The 16642-nt window shown below is 70.4% G+C and carries 15 protein-coding genes; 10 read left to right on the top strand and 5 right to left on the bottom strand.

The window, feature by feature from the left end; translation table 11 throughout:
- Positions 1-11: 11 nt before the first annotated feature.
- The 4 genes from ACTWQO_RS29320 (at position 12) to ACTWQO_RS29335 (ending at position 2567) form a co-directional block, all read left to right on the top strand.
- Positions 12-878 (top strand): metal ABC transporter ATP-binding protein, encoded by an 867-nt coding sequence (locus ACTWQO_RS29320; protein WP_443240369.1) that lies wholly within the window; start codon positions 12-14, stop codon positions 876-878.
- Complete coding sequence (locus ACTWQO_RS29325; protein WP_443240370.1) at positions 875-1756, top strand: metal ABC transporter permease; 882 nt, start codon at positions 875-877, stop codon at positions 1754-1756. Before ACTWQO_RS29320 ends, ACTWQO_RS29325 begins: the two co-directional genes overlap by 4 nt.
- 151 nt (positions 1757-1907) lie before the next feature.
- The gene (locus tag ACTWQO_RS29330) at positions 1908-2210 is read left to right on the top strand and encodes a hypothetical protein (RefSeq protein WP_443240371.1); all 303 of its coding nucleotides are present in this window, start codon (positions 1908-1910) and stop codon (positions 2208-2210) included.
- Between the two features lie 51 nt (positions 2211-2261).
- Positions 2262-2567, top strand: coding sequence for an ArsR/SmtB family transcription factor (locus ACTWQO_RS29335; RefSeq protein ID WP_443240372.1), 306 nt, complete (start codon positions 2262-2264; stop codon positions 2565-2567).
- 69 nt (positions 2568-2636) lie between these two features.
- On the opposite strand, the gene ACTWQO_RS29340 is transcribed toward ACTWQO_RS29335, so the two are convergent.
- Complete coding sequence (locus tag ACTWQO_RS29340) at positions 2637-3230, bottom strand: TetR/AcrR family transcriptional regulator (protein WP_443240373.1); 594 nt, start codon at positions 3228-3230, stop codon at positions 2637-2639.
- Positions 3231-3343: 113 nt separating this feature from the next.
- Here ACTWQO_RS29340 and ACTWQO_RS29345 point away from each other — a divergent pair, with 113 nt between their 5' ends.
- Both ACTWQO_RS29345 and ACTWQO_RS29350 read left to right on the top strand, forming a co-directional pair.
- A complete protein-coding gene (locus tag ACTWQO_RS29345) occupies positions 3344-4363 on the top strand; it encodes an aldo/keto reductase (RefSeq protein WP_443240374.1) in 1020 nt (339 codons plus the stop codon).
- A 383-nt stretch (positions 4364-4746) separates the two neighbouring features.
- Positions 4747-7605, top strand: coding sequence for an AfsR/SARP family transcriptional regulator (locus tag ACTWQO_RS29350; protein ID WP_443240375.1), 2859 nt, complete (start codon positions 4747-4749; stop codon positions 7603-7605).
- Positions 7606-7616: 11 nt separating this feature from the next.
- Here the strand turns inward: ACTWQO_RS29350 and ACTWQO_RS29355 are convergent, their stop codons facing one another.
- Positions 7617-8117: a cysteine dioxygenase gene (locus ACTWQO_RS29355; RefSeq protein WP_443240376.1), complete on the bottom strand. Its 501-nt coding sequence runs from the start codon at positions 8115-8117 to the stop codon at positions 7617-7619.
- A 34-nt stretch (positions 8118-8151) separates the two neighbouring features.
- Positions 8152-9042, bottom strand: coding sequence for an amidohydrolase family protein (locus tag ACTWQO_RS29360; RefSeq protein ID WP_443240377.1), 891 nt, complete (start codon positions 9040-9042; stop codon positions 8152-8154).
- Between the two features lie 145 nt (positions 9043-9187).
- Between ACTWQO_RS29360 and ACTWQO_RS29365 the strand changes: the two genes are divergently transcribed.
- Positions 9188-10192 carry a LacI family DNA-binding transcriptional regulator gene (locus ACTWQO_RS29365; protein ID WP_443240378.1) on the top strand — a complete coding sequence of 335 codons (1005 nt, stop codon included), beginning with the start codon at positions 9188-9190 and terminating at the stop codon, positions 10190-10192.
- Between the two features lie 195 nt (positions 10193-10387).
- The gene (locus ACTWQO_RS29370) at positions 10388-13609 is read left to right on the top strand and encodes an alpha-L-rhamnosidase (RefSeq protein ID WP_443240379.1); all 3222 of its coding nucleotides are present in this window, start codon (positions 10388-10390) and stop codon (positions 13607-13609) included.
- A gap of 123 nt (positions 13610-13732) precedes the next feature.
- Here ACTWQO_RS29370 and ACTWQO_RS29375 read toward each other — a convergent pair whose 3' ends face one another.
- On the bottom strand, positions 13733-14005 hold the full coding sequence (locus ACTWQO_RS29375; protein ID WP_443240380.1) for a hypothetical protein: 273 nt from the start codon (positions 14003-14005) through the stop codon (positions 13733-13735).
- The gene (locus tag ACTWQO_RS29380) at positions 13963-14310 is read right to left on the bottom strand and encodes a hypothetical protein (RefSeq protein WP_443240381.1); all 348 of its coding nucleotides are present in this window, start codon (positions 14308-14310) and stop codon (positions 13963-13965) included. The genes ACTWQO_RS29375 and ACTWQO_RS29380 overlap by 43 nt, the downstream gene beginning before the upstream one ends.
- A 299-nt stretch (positions 14311-14609) precedes the next feature.
- Between ACTWQO_RS29380 and ACTWQO_RS29385 the strand changes: the two genes are divergently transcribed.
- Entirely contained in the window at positions 14610-15770 is a 1161-nt protein-coding gene (locus ACTWQO_RS29385) for a sensor histidine kinase (protein WP_443240382.1), read from the top strand.
- On the top strand, positions 15767-16435 hold the full coding sequence (locus ACTWQO_RS29390) for a response regulator transcription factor (RefSeq protein WP_328352246.1): 669 nt from the start codon (positions 15767-15769) through the stop codon (positions 16433-16435). Before ACTWQO_RS29385 ends, ACTWQO_RS29390 begins: the two co-directional genes overlap by 4 nt.
- Positions 16436-16642 lie beyond the last annotated feature (207 nt).

The following is a 16642-nucleotide window of genomic DNA, read 5'->3' on the forward strand; positions in this document are numbered from 1 at the left end:
GGCGGCTCGCGGTGGCCTCCTTGCCCCGCGCCCGCGAGGGCACGACCGAGGACCGTGGCACGGACGCCGCGGTGATCAGCCTGCGCGGTGCGGCCCTGTCCTACGGCGAGCGGGTGCTGTGGCAGGACCTCGAACTCGACATACGGGCAGGGGAGTTCCTGGCCGTGCTCGGTCCCAACGGATCGGGCAAGACCAGCTTCGTACGCGCCTTGCTGGGCCAACGACAGCTGTCCGCCGGGACGCTGACGGTTCTGGGCCGTCCGCCACACAAGGGCAGCAGGCACATCGGCTACGTCCCGCAGCAGGCCACGCTGTCCGAGCAGGCGATGTTGCGCGCCCGGGACCTGGTCCGCTTCGGCATCGACGGACACGGCTTCGGGCCCCGGCTGCGCTCGGGCGCCGTACGCCGCCGCGTGGACGAAGTCCTCGCCTCGGTCGGGGCCGCCGCGTACGCGGACGTCCCCGTCGGCCTGCTCTCGGGCGGCGAACGCCAGCGCGTCCGCATCGGGCAGGCGCTGGCGACCGACCCGCGCATCCTGCTGTGCGACGAGCCGCTGCTCTCCCTCGACCTGCACCATCAGCGGGCCGTGACGGAACTGGTGGACGCCCGGCGCCGCTCGCACGGCACGGCTGTGGTGTTCGTGACCCACGAGATCAACCCGGTGCTGGGACTGGTGGACCGCGTGCTGTACCTCGCCCGCGGGGGCTTCCGGGTCGGCACACCCGACGAGGTGCTGACCTCGGAGGCGCTGACGCAGCTGTACGGCACACAGGTCGACGTCATCCGGGTCCGGGACCGGATCACGGTCGTCGGCGTGCCCGACGAGGTGGCGGAGCCGCCGCACCACGCCGAACTGCCAAACGGAGTACGGCCATGACGATCGCCGAGGGGATCTGGCAGCAGATCTTCAACTTCGACAACTACGGCGAACTGCTCGCCCTGGTCCGCAACTCCCTCATCGCAGGCGTCGCACTCGGCCTGGTCGGTGGCCTGGTCGGGGTCTTCGTGATCATGCGGGACCTGCCGTTCGCTGTGCACGGCATCAGCGAGCTGTCGTTCGCCGGCGCCTCGGCCGCGCTGCTGCTGGGTGTGAACATCGTGGGCGGCTCGATCGTCGGCTCGCTCATTGCCGCAGGGGCCATCGGGCTGCTCGGTTCGCGCGCGCGGGACCGCAACTCGGTGATCGGGACCCTCATGCCGTTCGGCCTCGGTCTCGGCGTGCTCTTCCTCGCCCTGTACAAGGGCCGGGCGGCCAACAAGTTCGGCATCCTCACCGGGCAGATCGTCGCTGTCGACACCCCGCAGATGTCCTGGCTGCTCGCCACGTCGGCCGTGGTGCTCGTAGCGCTGATGGTCATGTGGCGCCCGCTCGCCTTCGCCAGCGCCGACCCGGAGGTGGCCGAGGCGCGGGGGGTGCCGGTTCGGGCACTGTCGTTCGCCTTCATGCTCGTACTGGGGCTCGCGGTCGCGCTGTCCGTGCAGATCGTCGGCGCGCTGCTGGTCCTCACCCTCGTCGTCACACCCGCGGCAGCCGCGGCCCGGATCACAGCGTCTCCTGTTCTGCTGCCCGTGCTGAGCGTGCTCTTCGCGGTGGCCTCCATCGAGGGCGGGATCCTGCTGGCCCTGGGTAGCAGCATCCCCATCAGCCCCTACGTGACCACCATCTCGTTCGCGATCTACCTTGTCTGCCGACTGATCGGCACGTACCGGACCCGGCAGTGGGGAGCGCGGGAAACCGTTCCCGAGTCTGTCTGACGAACCGTCGTCGGGCTGCCCCAAGAGCCCACCCTTCGGGGGGATTCGGGGACGCCTCCGCGATGCATGCAGGAATTGCTATATGTTAATGTCGCAATGGATCGGCCGGTACGAGTCCGCGGCCGGTCAGAGGAATGCGCAAGGAGCCCCCATGAGTACTGCCACCGACCACCGCACGCACGAGGACCACGTACACACCCACGGCGAGGGCTGCGGACACGTGGCCATCCCGCACGGCGACCACACCGACTACGCCCATGACGGCCACATTCACCGGGTTCACGGCGACCACGTCGACGAGTGCGCCGCCGCCGGTCATGCCGCCCATGAAGGCCACGACCATCAGCACGGTGAGGGGTGCGGACATGTCGCCGTGCCGCACGAGGGTCACACCGACTACGTGCACGACGGTCACCGTCACGCCGTTCACGACGGGCACTGGGACGACCACTGAGAATCCCTGGCGCTGGGAATCATTGTCATATGCTAATTTGTGCATGTGGCGATGACTTCCCCTTCCCCTGCCCGTGAGCCGCTGGAGACTCTCCAGGCAGCCAGTGACCTGCTGCGCGCCCTGGCGTCGCCCGTGCGCGTCGGCATCGTGCGCGAACTGGCCGAGGGCGGGAAGTACGTCCATGAACTCGTCGCCGCACTGGGCGTGAGCCAGCCCCTGGTCTCCCAGCATCTGAGGGTGCTGCGCACCTCGCGCATCGTCACGGCCCGGCGCCAGGCCCGTGAGACGCGGTACAGCCTCACCGACGACCATGTGGCGCACATCGTGCTGGACGCCATCCGGCACGCACAGGAGTAGGCACACCCCCCCGCGAAACGAGACACGTCGACGGCCGCCCGGCTTCCCGCCGGGCGGCCGTTGCCGTCTTCATTGCGGTCGGCGCAAGCCTGCGATGAGGAGTTCGACCAGTTGGCGGGCGTCGTAGCGGGGATCGCTGTCCGCACCGATGCAGAGGTTGCCGACGCCGCGCATGAGTGCGTAGGCGTCCACGTCGGTGCGGATCTCTCCGGCGGCGGCCGCGGCTTCGAGCAGCTGGGTGCAGACGGGTACGAGGCGGTCGAGGAAGTAGGCGTGCAGCGTGTCGAAGCCGGAGTTGTCGGACCGCAGCACGGCGGCGAGTCCGTGCTTGGTGACCAGGAAGTCGACGAAGAGGTCGATCCACTGTCCCAGTGCGGCATGCGGGGTCGCGGCAGCCGAGAGGAGGGCCGGTCCCGCCTCGGCGCAGGCGTCGACCTGGTGCCGGTAGACGGCGATGATGAGATCCGCTCGGGTGGGGAAGTGGCGGTAGATCGTGCCCATCCCGACGCCGGCCCGGGCCGCGATGTCGCGTACCGGCGCGTCCACGCCCGCGGTGACGAAGACCGCGGCGGCCGCGTCGAGCAGGGTCTCCTTGTTGCGCCGGGCGTCCGCCCGCTTCGGCCGGGCCGGGCGTGCCACGCCCTCCTCGCTGTCGTTCCCCACGCCAATTCCTCCACTGACTCGCCGACTGCGCTTGCTAAGTGGAACATCGCTCCGTATCGTTAGCGGAGCAGGGTTCCGTTTATTCATCATATCCGCCATGGAGGACTACGGTCATGCAGTACCGCACCTTGGGCCGCACCGGCGTTCAGGTCAGCTCCCTCGCGCTGGGCGCGATGAACTTCGGCAGGATCGGACGCACCACCCAGGACGAGGCCACGGCCATCGTCGATGCCGCACTCGAAGGCGGGATCAACGTCATCGACACCGCGGACATGTACAGCGCGGGCGAGTCGGAGGAGATGGTCGGCAAAGCCATCGCCGGCCGCCGCGACGACATCGTGCTGGCCACGAAGGCGAACATGCCGATGAGCGACGAACCCAACCACCAAGGCAGTTCGCGCCGTTGGCTGGTCACCGCCCTGGACGACAGCCTGCGCCGCCTCGGTGTGGACCACGTCGACCTCTACCAGATCCACCGGTGGGACCCGAACACCAGCGACGAGGAGACGCTGTCGGCGCTGACCGACCTGCAACGCGCGGGAAAGATCCGCTACTTCGGCTCCTCGACGTTCCCCGCCTACCGCATCGTGCAGGCCCAATGGGCCGCCCGCGAGCACCACTTGAGCCGCTACGTCACCGAACAGCCCAGCTACTCGATCCTCCAGCGCGGCGTCGAGACCCATGTGCTGCCCGTGACCGAGCAGTACGGGCTCGGTGTGCTGGTGTGGAGCCCGCTGGCCTCGGGCTGGCTGTCGGGTGCGATCCGCGAAGGCCAGGACGTCACCACCAACCGCTCCACCTTCATGCCGGACCGCTTCGACCTCGCCGTCCCCGCCAACCGGGCCAGGCTGGAGGCCGTCGAGCAGTTGGCCAAGGTCGCCGACGAGGCCGGGCTGACCATGATCCAGCTCGCGCTCGGATTCGTGACCGCGCATCCCGGCGTGACGAGCGCCCTCATCGGGCCCCGCACACCGGACCATCTGCACGCGCAACTCGCCGCCGCGGACACCGTGCTCTCCGCCGACGTGCTCGACGCTGTCGATGCCATCGTCGCCCCCGGCACCGACCTCGCCCCGCACGAGAAGCACGACACCCCGCCCGCGCTGCTCGACCCGTCACTGCGGCGCCGCTGATCGCCCGAAGCCGCTCTGCCCTGCTCTCGACACCCGCTCCGAGGCGCCGGTGGGCGCGACGTGGTCTTCCAGTCCACGGCCGACGACATCGCGCCCGGCGACACCAACGGCAAGACGGACATCTTCGTCCGCCACTTCTCCTGATCGCCGCGGCACACGTGTTGCCCCACGAACGTCACAACACGACCGGCCCGCTTCGCCCAGCCCGACGAGGTCGAGTGGGTCGGTGACTCCCCTCGTGGTCACCGACCGCTGCCCCCACAGTGTGGCGTGAATATGGACGGGAACCTTGCGAGAACCTTGCTTCACTGGTGAGCGTGGGTTGCTCGACGGGGCGGCCACAGCCGGTGAGCGTCTCGTGCACGGTGACCCCGGGGGAGCGCATGACGGACTTTCTGCTGCTGGGCACGGTGGAGTTACGGGGCGCGGACGGCACCGTGGTCGACGCCGGTCCGGCCAAGCAGCGCACGGTACTTGCGGCACTGCTGGTGGATACGGGCCGCTGGGTGGCACCGGAAACGCTGATCGACCGGGTCTGGGGAGAGGACCCGCCGGCCCAGGTGCGTCCCTCGCTCTACGCTCACATCGCCCGGATCCGACGGATATTGGCGAGCACAGGCGAACCTGCCGACTCGGGCGAGGACAGCGCAGGGCCGCAGCTGCGGCGCGGCCCCGGTGGCTACCTGCTCGACGTACCGCCCGGCCGGGTCGACGTGCACCGGTTCCGGCGCCTGATCGAACAGGCCCGGGAGGCGGGTCGCACCGACGCCGAGCGGGTGGCGATGCTGCGTGAGGCGGTCGGGTTGTGGCGCGGTGAGCCGCTGGCCGGGCTGGCCGGTGCCTGGGTGGACCGCACCCGGCAGAGCTGGCAGCAGCAGCGGATCGAGGCGGTGCTGGCCTGGGCCGAGGCCGAGTTCCGGGTGGGCCGGCACGCCGGGGTGATCGGCACGCTGACCGCCCTGGCCGCCGAGCATCCGCTGGTCGAGCCGCTCACCGTGGCGCTGATGCGGGCGCTGCAGGCCGCCGGACGCGGTCCGGAGGCCCTGGCCCGCTACACCGACCTGCAGAAGCAACTGTCCGAGGAGCTGGGGACGGACCCGGGGGCCGGGGCGCAGCGGATGCATCTGGCGATTCTGCGTGGCGAATCCGCCTCGCCGACGGCCCGTGATGGGCTGCCGTCGGCCGAGGCGGGGCCCGGTCGCCGGGCGGGCCCGGCGCAATTGCCGCTGGAGGCACGGGGGTTCACCGGGCGGGAGGAGGAACTGGCGCGGCTGGACGGGTTCCTGGCCGCAGCCGCGGAACGGCCGGCCGCGGTCGTCATCTCTGCGATCGCCGGTGCGGGCGGCATTGGCAAGACCTGGCTGGCGTTGCACTGGGCACACCGCCATACGCAACGCTTCCCGGACGGTCAGCTCTTCGTCGACCTGCTGGGCTTCAATCCGTCCGTGCCTCCCATGGAGCCGACCACCGCCCTGCGCGGCTTCCTGGAAACGCTGGGCGTCGCCCCGCACGCCGTGCCGTCCACGCTGCAGGGCCAGGCCGGCCTGTACCGGAGCTTGCTGGCGGACAAGCGGATGCTGGTGGTGCTGGACAACGCCGGCAGCCCGGACCAGGTGGTCCCCCTGCTGCCGGGCAACGCGGACTGCGTCGTCCTGATCACGAGCCGCCGCAGACTGACCGAACTGGTCACCCGTCACGGTGCCCGTCCCGTTGTCCTCGACCCGCTGAGCGCGGAGGAATCGCGCCGCGTCCTGGACGTGCGCCTGGGCACCGCACGGGCTGCCGCCGAGCCGGACGCCGTAGAGGAACTCCTCACCTGGTGCGGCGGATACCCCCTCGCGCTGGGCATCGTCGCCGGCCGCGCCGGCTGCACCCCACGCCTTCCGCTGGCCCGGATCGCCGCCGAGCTCCGCGAGTCCACGACCAGGCTCGACGCCCTCGACGACGACACGCCCGCGGCGAGCCTGCCGAAGGTGCTGTCATGGTCGTACGACGCACTGACCGCCGTACAGGCACGGCTGTTCGCCCTGCTGGGCCTTGCTCCCGGCCCCGACATCGGGCTGTTCGCGCTCGCTTCCCTCGCCGACCTGCCCACGCCGGAGGCCCGCGTCGCGTTGCGTGCCCTGGAGAACCTGCACCTCGTCGAGCAGCACGAGCCCGAACGCTGGCGCATGCACGACCTGGTGCGTCTGTACGCCGCCGACCGGGGCCGCCAGGACCTCGCGGCCGACGAGCGGGACGCGGCGCTGCGGCGACTGGTCGAGTTCTACCTGCACACCGCGTGCGCGACCCGCGGTCTGATGGTGCTGGAGCTGAACGACGCACCTCCCCAGCTCGGCGCGCCCGGCCCCGGCTGCCGGCCGCAGCAGCTGACCACGCAGGCCGAGGCAGTGCAGTGGCTCGCCGACGAACTGCCCAATCTGCTCGCCGCGCAGGAACTGGCGGCCGACCGCGGCTGGCGCCGGCTCGTGTGGCAGCTCGCGTGGAGCCTGGACCACTTCCAGAGCCTGCTGGGCCATGTTCACGACCGAGTGGCGATGTGGCGGGCCGCACTCGCCGCGCTCGATCACGACGACGCGCTCGACCTGCACGTGCGGGCCCGGTGGCGGCTCGGGCACGCCGCCGCTTACGCCGGAGCACACGAAGAGTCCACCAAGCAACTGGAGCGTGCGCTGAGCCTGGCCGAGCAGGCCGGCGACCACGGCACCCAGGCCCGCATCCACATCGCGCTGGCACAGGGATACGGGCGACAGGATCACCTGCGTGCGGCGCTCGACCACGCCACCCTCGCCGTACAGCTGGAGCGGGAAGCGGACCTGCCGGCGGTGAGGGCCGCCGCGCTCAACTCGGTGGGCTGGTACAGCGCCCGGCTCGGGGACTACGACCAGGCTCGCGTCCACTGTGCGGCGGCACTGCCGTTGGCCCGCGGTATCCGGCACGAGGGCGTAGAGGCCGACATCCTCGACAGCCTCGGCTACATCGCCCACCACACCGGCCACCACGACGAAGCGGTGGAGCACTACCGGCTCGCCGTGGCCCGGTACCGAGCCATCGGCGGAGACTACTGGGCCGCCGACACGCTCGACCGCCTGGGCCACGCCCACCACGCGCTCGGCAGCCTGGAACGGGCCCGCGCCACCTGGGAGGAGGCAGCCGCGATGTACCGGGACCAGCACCGCCACCAGCCCGCTGACCGCGTCCAGCGCCAACTCGACGCCCTCGAACGGACGGAGAACGGTTAGCGCGCGGCGGTTCAGGCGGCCGGGTTGTCCAGGGGCCGTAGTTCGTCCGCGTAGGAGACGGAGATGCGGCGCATCACGCCGTCCGCGGTGATGTCGTACTGGCCGAGGCGCCACAACGGGGGCGAGTACGCGTGGATCGAGACCGTGTCGTCGGTGGCGCCGGTGAGACGGTGAATGTGCTCCGGCCCGAAGCAGAACGCTCCGCCGGCACCGACCGTGCTGGACAGATGGCTGCCGCCGATGCGCGGGTTGGACTCGTTGAGCGCGCCCTGGACGACACGGACCGCGCCCGAGGAGATGTCGTGGTCGTGCCAGCCGGTGTCGTTCTGCCGGGTCCAGCACAGCAGCCATACGTCGACGTACTCGTCCCGGTACAGGGAGGCGTAGTGCCGCTGCTCGTCCGAGAAGGCGATCTGCTCGCGCCACAGCTCGGGGCGGGCGGCGAGTTCTTCGACGAGTGCCCGGAGTTCGTGCTTGTCGAGCGTGCGGTCCGGCAAGGACTCGTAGGTCACGGGTGGCTCCTTTCTGTCTTTAAGTCGGTGAGGCTCATGCGCGGCCTCGCAGCAGGCGGTCCGGGTTGGTGGTGCGCAGGGCGTGGACGGCGGCGTCCGTGCCGATGTCGGGGATGACGGGGGACGCGTACGGGCGGTCGCTGCCGCTGACGATCACGTCGATGCCGACGGCCCGGACGAGGGCGTCCACGGCGCGTGTCCCGTAGGAGGACGTCTCGTAGAAGACGTCGAAGTCGATCTCGCCGCGTCCGCCGCCCCGGGCCGCCAGCCGCTCGCCGTGCAGCGGGGCCAGGCCGGCGAGGGCGGCGAAGCAGACCCGCAGGCGTGGATGGCGGGCGCGGCCGAAGGCACGGAACGCGAACCACGACGCGTGCATCTGGTGCAGATAGGGGACCAGCGCGGGCCACCACGGGGGCGTGTCCTGGGTGGGCGGGGCGGCGCCGGGGTGGATGAACAGGGGCTTGCCGAGGCGGGTGAGGACGTCCAGGAGCGGGGCGCACTCCTGCCAGCCCGCGGCGTCGAGCAGTGCCGTGGCGGGGAGTTGGAGGCCCACGCAGCCCTGGCGCAGCTCGCGTTCGACGGCCTCGGGGTCCGGCTCGGACAGACAGGGCGAGGCCCAGACGCCGAACGGGGCCGGGAGCGCGAGGGCGCCGTCGTGGAACGCGGTCAGCAGCTCGGTGGCCTCGGCGGGCGGCAGGCACTCGATGCCGAGCGGGCTGGAGAGCGAGACCAGGGCCAGGTCGAGACCGTCCGCGGCGGCGAGGCGGGCGCGTGCGGCGACGTCGTGATCGGCAGGGTCGACCACGTACGGCGGCTCGCCCGCGAGGTGCAGGGTCCAGCCGTCCAGACGCGGCGGCGTGGTGCGGGCGCGCAGCAACTCGATGAAGGCGGGTGGCCAGATGTGCTGGTGGACGTCGATGAGCACGCTGCATTCCTCGGGAAGCGCAGGTCGGCGGGGGAGACGGTGGAGTTGTTAAGCGCTTCAGTGATGCGGTTAACTTAAGCGGTTAACCAGATGTGGTGTCAAGCCTGCGCCCACAGTGCGGACAGGGCCCGGTAGGCTTCCCGCCATGGCCAGGCCCAATAAGCGCACCACCCTCCGTGAGGTGGCCGAGGCCACGGGCCTTTCCACCGCAGCCGTCTCCTATGCCCTGCGCGGCAAGCAGGTCTCGAAGGAGACCGAGGAGCGGGTACGCAAGGCGGCGGCCGAGCTGGGCTACGAGGCCGACCCCATCGCCCGTGCCCTGGCCAGCGGCCGCACCAGCATGGTCGGAGTCCTCGCCGGCGATCTCCAGGACCTCTGGCAGCAGCAGCTGATGGCGGCCATCGGCCGGGAACTGCTGGCCAGCGACCACTACGCACTGATCCTCGACGCTGGCGGCGACCCCGAGCGGGAACTGGCGCTCGCCAAGCAGCTGCGCGACCAGCGCGTCGACGCACTGCTCGTCTCGCCCGTCAACCCCTCGGCGGAGAGCTGGGCCGCGATCGCCGACGCACTGCCGGTCGTGGCCGTCGGTGACTCGCTGAGCAGGGCCCGCACGGCCGGGCAGGTCATCTTCGACAACCGGGCCGGCATCGACGCCGTACTGGAGTATCTGCACGGACTCGGCCACCGCCGCGTGACCGTGCTGACCCCGACCCGGCCCAGCACACCCGGCCGGCCCGCCGACGTGTACGTCCGCGAGGCGGCCGACCGACTGGGACTGTGGGTCGAACTGGTGCCGTGCCCGCAGGAGTTGGGCAAGGCTACGGCCGTGGCCCGGCGCGTCCTGGACGGCGACTGGTCCGCGACCGCCGTGTTCTGCTTCTCCGACTCACTGGCGTACGGCGTCTACGGGGCGGCCGCCGAGGTCTCCCTCGAAGTGGGCCGCGACGTGTCCGTGGTCGGCTTCGACGACCACCCGGTGTCACGTGTGCTCACGCCTCCCCTCACCACCGTGGACTGGGGGCTGGCCGAGATCGCCGTGGAGGCGGCCCGGCTGACCGTCGCGGCGATCGAGGGGAAGCGGGTCCGCAGGAAGCGGATCCTGTGCGCGCCGCGGATGAGTGAGCGGGGGTCGGCGGTACGGGTGTGAGCGCGATCCTGGACGCCGCCGCCCGGCCTTGCGGAGCCCGAGGATTTCAAAAGCCTGATTGAAACCGTTCAATTCTCTCGAGCCTGTTGCGAAGTTACCTGCACAACGATTGACCCTCACCTCCCCCGGCTTTACGTTACCCACGTCTCTCGCTTTTGAATCGATTCATCCATTCTGTGTGAGTGAGGAGTCGTAGTGATCAGCAGGAGGAACATTCTCGCGGGCGCGGCCGCCACGGTCGCGGCAGCAACCGTCGACGCGGTACCGGCGACGGCCGCGCCGGCATCCGGACATGTCCCGGCGCAGACGGGGCGAGCCGGCCTGCGCGCCACGGCACCGACCGTGGAATACGTCCAGCATCCCCTCGGTCTCGATGCGCAACGTCCCCGGCTGAGCTGGCCGTTGGTTTCCGGCAAGCCGGGCATGCGCCAGAGCGCCTATCAGGTCCGTGTTGCCACCACCGCGTCGGGCCTGTCCCGCCCGGACGTCTGGGACAGCGGGAAGGTCATGTCGGGCGAGTCCGCCCTCGTGCCGTACGGGGGTCCCGGACTCAAACCCCGGACCCGCTACTTCTGGTCCGTGCGCGTCTGGGACGCGGACGGGCAAGTATCCGGCTGGAGCGCGCCCTCATGGTGGGAAACCGGTCTCATGAATGCCGGACAGTGGACCGCCGATTGGATCTCCGCACCGGCGAGCCTCACGGACGCTCCGTCCTTCGAAGGCGGTTCCTGGATCTGGTTCCCCGAAGGTGATCCGACGAGCGGCGTTCCGGCAGCCACCCGTTGGTTTCGCGGTACCGCCGAACTGCCCGACGGGATCACTGCGGCGACACTCGCCATCACCGCGGACAACGTGTACGCGGTCTCCGTGAACGGAGTCGAGGTGGCCCACACCGATCTCGACACGGACAACGAGGGCTGGCGCCGCCCGGCCGTGATCGACGTACTGGACCGGGTGCGGGCTGGTGACAACGTTGTCGCCGTGTCCGCCACCAACGCGACCGTGGGCCCGGCGGGGCTCATCGCCGTCCTCGTGGTGCGTACCGCCTCCGGCGAGCAGAAGGTGTTCACCGATGCCTCCTGGAAGGCCACGGACCAGGAACCCCCTGCCGGTTGGCGTGAGTTCGGGTTCGACGACGGCGGCTGGCCGGCGGTCAGGGTGGCCGCCGCGTGGGGCGGCGGGCCGTGGGGAAGGGTCACCCCGGTGTCGTACGCCGTCACCCAGGTCCGGTACGAATTCCGGCTCGCACGCCGGAAAGTGACCCGCGCGCGCCTGTACGCCACCGCCCTCGGCCTGTACGAGGCCCACCTCAACGGCAGCCGGGTGGGCCGCGACGAGCTCGCTCCCGGCTGGACCGACTACCGCACGCGCGTCCAGTACCAGACGTACGACGTCACCGCCCTCATGAGGCCAGGCGCCAACGCCATCGGGGCATACCTGGCACCCGGCTGGTACGCGGGCAACGTGGGCATGTTCGGGCCCGGTCAGTACGGCCAACACCCGGCGCTGCTCGCCCAGTTGGAGGTCGAGTACGCGGACGGGACCAGCGAGCGCATCACGTCCGGCGCCGACTGGCGGGCCGCCTCCGGGCCGGTCGTCGCCGCCGATCTGCTCAACGGTGAGACGTACGACGCGCGCAAGGAGACCCCCGGCTGGGCCTCTCCCGGCTTCAACGACACGGACTGGCTCGGCGTACGAGACATGGGTGGCGCCGGAGACTTCGGGCCCGGACTGATCGTCGCCCAGGTGGACGGTCCGGTACGCGTGGAGCGGGAACTGACGCCGAAGCGGATCACCCAGCCCAGGCCCGGTGTCCATGTGTTCGACCTGGGCCAGAACATGGTCGGCTCGGTACGGCTGCGGGTGTCGGGCGAGGCGGGGACGACCGTCCGGCTCAGACACGCCGAGGTGCTCAACCCCGACGGCACCGTCTACACCGCGAACCTTCGGAGTGCGGCGGCGACGGACACGTACACCCTCAAGGGAGGCGGAAAAGAGGAGATCTACGAGCCGCGTTTCACCTTCCACGGGTTCCGCTACGTCGAGGTGACCGGCTTCCCGGGCACGCCCTTGGCCAAGGCCGTCACCGGGCGTGTCATGCATACGTCCGCCCCCTTCACCCTCGACTTCGAGACCGACGTACCGATGCTGAACCAGCTGCACCACAACATCACTTGGGGGCAGCGCGGCAATTTCCTCTCTGTGCCGACCGATACGCCCGCGCGCGACGAGCGGCTGGGATGGACGGGAGACATCAACGTCTTCGCGCCCACGGCCACGTACACGATGGAGTCGGCCCGTTTCCTGGCCAAGTGGCTGGTCGACCTGCGGGACTCGCGGACGTCGGAGGGCGCGTTCACCGACGTGGCGCCTGTGGTCGGCACGCTCGGCAGCGGCACCGCCGGCTGGGGCGACGCGGGCGTCACGGTCCCCTGGGACCTCTACCAGGCATACGGCGACCGACAGGTCCTGGAGGATGCCTGGCCGTCCGTACAGGAGTGGCTGACGTACCTGGAGAAGAACAGCGACCGGCTGCTGCGCCCGGCGCAGGGATACGGCGACTGGCTGAACGTCGACGACGAGACCCCCAAGGACGTCATCGCCACCGCGTACTTCGCGCACAGCGCGGACCTCGCGGCCCGGATGGCCGGGGAGTTGGGCAAGGACGCCGGTCCGTATCGCGATCTCTTCGGGCGCATACGAGGGGCCTTCCAGAACGCCTACGTCGCCTCCGACGGCAGGGTCAAGGGCGACACGCAGACGGCGTACGTCCTCGCGCTGTCGATGGACCTGCTGCCGGACGCGTCGCGGAAGGCCGCGGCCGACCGGCTCGTGGCTCTGATCGAGGCCAGGGACTGGCACCTGTCGACAGGTTTCCTCGGCACTCCCCGGCTGCTGCCCGTCCTGACCGACACGGGGCACACCGACGTCGCCTACCGTCTGCTGCAGCAGCGCTCCTTTCCCAGTTGGGGCTACCAGATCGATCGGGGCGCCACCACGATGTGGGAACGCTGGGACTCCATCCGGCCCGACGGCAGCTTCCAGGACACGGCCATGAACTCCTTCAACCACTACGCCTACGGCTCGGTGGGGGAGTGGATGTACGCGAACATCGCCGGCATCTCGGCGGGCCGACCCGGCTACCGCGAGATCGTCATCCGCCCCCGCCCGGGCGGAGCCGTCACCTCCGCCCGCGCGGGCTTCACCTCGGTCTACGGCCCTGTCTCCACACAATGGCGACGCAAGGCCGGCCGCTTCAGCCTGACCTGCACGGTGCCGCCCAACACGACCGCCGAGGTATGGATCCCCGCGTCCGCTCCGGAGACGGTGACCCGCACGCACGGGACGTTCCTGCGCCAGGATGACGGCTGCGCCGTCTACCAGGTCGGCTCCGGCACACACCACTTCACCGCCTGACGATCCTCCGGACCCACGGGCGGACACAGCACATGTGTGTCCGCCCGTGCTGTGGACCTCACGGCCGACATCCGGTCCGCTCGCTCAGCCGTTCCAGCAACTCCCCGATCACCTCTGGCGACATCAGCTCTCCCAGCAGGGCCCGAACAGGTTCACCAGCGGAAAGTCGCTCCCACCACTCCCGAGCAGCCGGTTGCGCTCCTCGTAGTAGAGGTCGAACGCGGACACACGCACAGGGGCGCCCGGGTAGTCGCGGCCCAGCACACGGGAGTCCGGCAGCAGATGGACATCACTGCGCCGCAGGCCCGCCAACGGGCCGCGGCGCAGTCCGGCCCTGCCGACCAACAGGACGATCAGCCGGTCCCGCGCGTTGCGGCACGCGACGAACATGGCCACCAGCAGGCGTCCTCCGCCCGGTCCACCTGTGTCTCCGGCTCGCGAAGCGCGTGCACCGGCCTCAGCAGGTAGCACAGGCCGCCGCCCTCGCCCTGGGCTTCCGCCGGAAGGTCCCGGCTGTCGGCGAGCTCGTAGATCTTCCCGAGCGCCCACCTCGGCGCCTCTCTCACCGATACCGCGTACGACAACAGCCCCCGCACCGTGACGAGCCCCCGGTTGATCCGCCCCTCACCCGGCACCGGGCCGGCGCCCGGCCCCGGCTGCGCCGCCCCATTCCGGGGCGGCGTGTGCTGCAGCCAGACCATGAACAGACCGAGGTGCCGGTCGACCCGCCGGGAGTGGGTGGCGACTGGCCGGGACGCTTGGCCGTGTTGGGGGATTGTTTGATGGTGATGCCGGCGTCGGTGACGATGTTCCCCCGGCGCCTCGACCGCCGCACCGAGCAGCACGCCCCATCGCCGCCGAGTCTGACAAGCCGGCCTTGTGGCGACCTTCACGCCGAAGCCGATCAGGACGATGCCGGTGAGGCGGTCCACGGCCCTGCGTACCGCGGGTCTCCTGGCCGCCCAACGGGAAGCATCGGCATCACGGGCAGAATGGACTCGTGCCGCCTCTCACTCAGACCCGTTTCCGGCTGCCTCGTGGTGCTTATGCTGACGCCGCGCTGGCTTTGGGGACGTTCGTGCTGCTGGCGATCGCCGAGAGTCAGCGCCCGCGCAGTGGCGAGGGCTCGATGCCCTCGCTGATCGTGTCCTGGCTGCTGATCGTCATGGTGTGCGGCGCGCTCATGTTCCGGCGTCGGTACCCGGCGACGGTGGGCTGGTTCACGACGCTGGCCACCGGGGTCTACTACGTACTCAGTACCGTCGACGGGCCGTTGGTCCTGGTCCCGATCGTGGCGCTGTACGCCATCGCGGCCCAGGGCCGGATGCGGTTGGCCGTCGCCATTGCGTCGGCGATGGTGATCGGTGTCGGCGTGGGCGCCATCATGACCCACAGCGATGTCACGGGTACGGCGGTGTTCATGCTCACCGGCTGGCTGGTCGCTGTCGTGGCGCTCGGCAGTGTGCGGCACGGTCGCGTGGCGTACGCCGAGGAGGAGGCGCGGCTGCGGGCCATCGAGGAACGGCTGCGCATTGCCCGCGAGTTGCACGATGTGATCGGCCACAATATTTCGATGATCAACGTGCAGTCGGGTGCGGCCCTGCACCGGCTGAAGAAGGACCCTGCGCAGGCTGAGGCGGCGCTGAGCGCCATCAAGGCGGGTAGCCGGGAGACCTTGCAGGAACTTCGGGCCACCCTCGACGTGCTCCGCCGGGTCGACGAGGATGCGCCCAGGGCGCCCGCGCCGGGTCTGGCCCGGGTGGACGCCCTGGTGGCCTCGGCGAAGCTCGCAGGGCTGGCGGTGCGGATCGAGCGGACCGGCGCTGAGCGCGCGTTGCCTGCCCAAGTCGACCTGGCCGCGTACCGGATCGTGCAGGAGTCGTTGACCAATGCGGTCCGGCACAGCGGCGCCGGACAGGTCACGATCCGGATCGCCTACGGGGACCGGGAGCTGATGGTGGCCGTCGAGGATGACGGGCAGGGTGCGCCAGCCCGCCCGGCCAGGGCGGGCGGCGGCAGTGGCATTGCCGGAATGACCGAGCGGGCGCGGGCATTGGGGGGCGAGTTGGCCGCGGGCCCACGGCCGGAAGGCGGATTCGCGGTGCGGGCCCGTCTACCGTACGAGATCACAGGAGAGCCGACGGAGCGGAGTAGCCGATGATCAGGGTCCTGCTGGTGGATGACCACTGGCTGGTGAGGGCCGGGTTCCGGTCGGTCCTGGAGGACGAGGACGACATCGAGGTGGTGGGGGAGGCCGCCGACGGGCAAGCCGCTGTCTCGGCCTGTCGCGAGCTGAAGCCGGACGTGGTGTTGATGGACATCCGGATGCCGGGGATGGACGGTCTGGAAGCCTCCCAGGTGATCACGGAGGATGAGCAGCTGGCGGCGGTGAAGGTGGTCATCCTGACGACCTTCGATCTGGACGACTACGTGTACGGGGCGCTGCGCGCCGGGGCGACCGGCTTCCTGGTGAAGGACACCGAGCCGGAGGAACTGCTGCACGCGGTGCGGGTCGCCGCCCGGGGCGACGCCCTGATCAGCCCGTCGGTCACCCGGCGACTCATCGCCGAGTTCGCCGGCCGGGTCAAGGGCCCTCAGCCGGACCCTCGGCTCGATGTGCTCACCGACCGGGAGCGCGAGGTCATGCAGCTGGTGGCCGCGGGGCTCACGAACGACGAGATCGCCGAGCGGCTGGTGCTGCAGCCTTCGACGGCGAAGACGCACGTCAGCCGCATCCTGATGAAGCTGGGCGCACGGGACAGGTCACAGGTCGTGGTGCTGGCGTACGAGTCGGGAATGGTCAGCCCCGGCTGGCTGGAGGACTAGACAGGCCCGGCCCTCACCTGGCCGGCCCTAGGAGTGCTGTCGCATGAGGTTGGTGGCGTTGCCTGGACGGTGGGTCGGCCCTCGGGGTCAGCCGCCGGTGGAGTAGGAGGCGATGACGCCGCGCAGGAAGGTCGTGCCGTCGCTGAGCTCGACGCTCACATTGCCGGACGCCCAGATCTCGTGAGTGCCGGGGACGAGTTGGAGGTC

Source organism: Streptomyces sp. 4N124 (genome assembly GCF_052245395.1).
In the GTDB taxonomy this organism is placed as follows: domain Bacteria; phylum Actinomycetota; class Actinomycetes; order Streptomycetales; family Streptomycetaceae; genus Streptomyces.

Coding starts and splice junctions, on each gene's coding strand:
- ACTWQO_RS29325 (WP_443240370.1), top strand. CDS start 875: ATGACGATCGCCGAGGGGATCTGGCAGCAGATCTTCAACTTCGACAAC.
- ACTWQO_RS29330 (WP_443240371.1), top strand. CDS start 1,908: ATGAGTACTGCCACCGACCACCGCACGCACGAGGACCACGTACACACC.
- ACTWQO_RS29335 (WP_443240372.1), top strand. CDS start 2,262: ATGACTTCCCCTTCCCCTGCCCGTGAGCCGCTGGAGACTCTCCAGGCA.
- ACTWQO_RS29345 (WP_443240374.1), top strand. CDS start 3,344: ATGCAGTACCGCACCTTGGGCCGCACCGGCGTTCAGGTCAGCTCCCTC.
- ACTWQO_RS29350 (WP_443240375.1), top strand. CDS start 4,747: ATGACGGACTTTCTGCTGCTGGGCACGGTGGAGTTACGGGGCGCGGAC.
- ACTWQO_RS29365 (WP_443240378.1), top strand. CDS start 9,188: ATGGCCAGGCCCAATAAGCGCACCACCCTCCGTGAGGTGGCCGAGGCC.
- ACTWQO_RS29380 (WP_443240381.1), bottom strand. CDS start 14,310: ATGGTCTGGCTGCAGCACACGCCGCCCCGGAATGGGGCGGCGCAGCCG.
- ACTWQO_RS29390 (WP_328352246.1), top strand. CDS start 15,767: ATGATCAGGGTCCTGCTGGTGGATGACCACTGGCTGGTGAGGGCCGGG.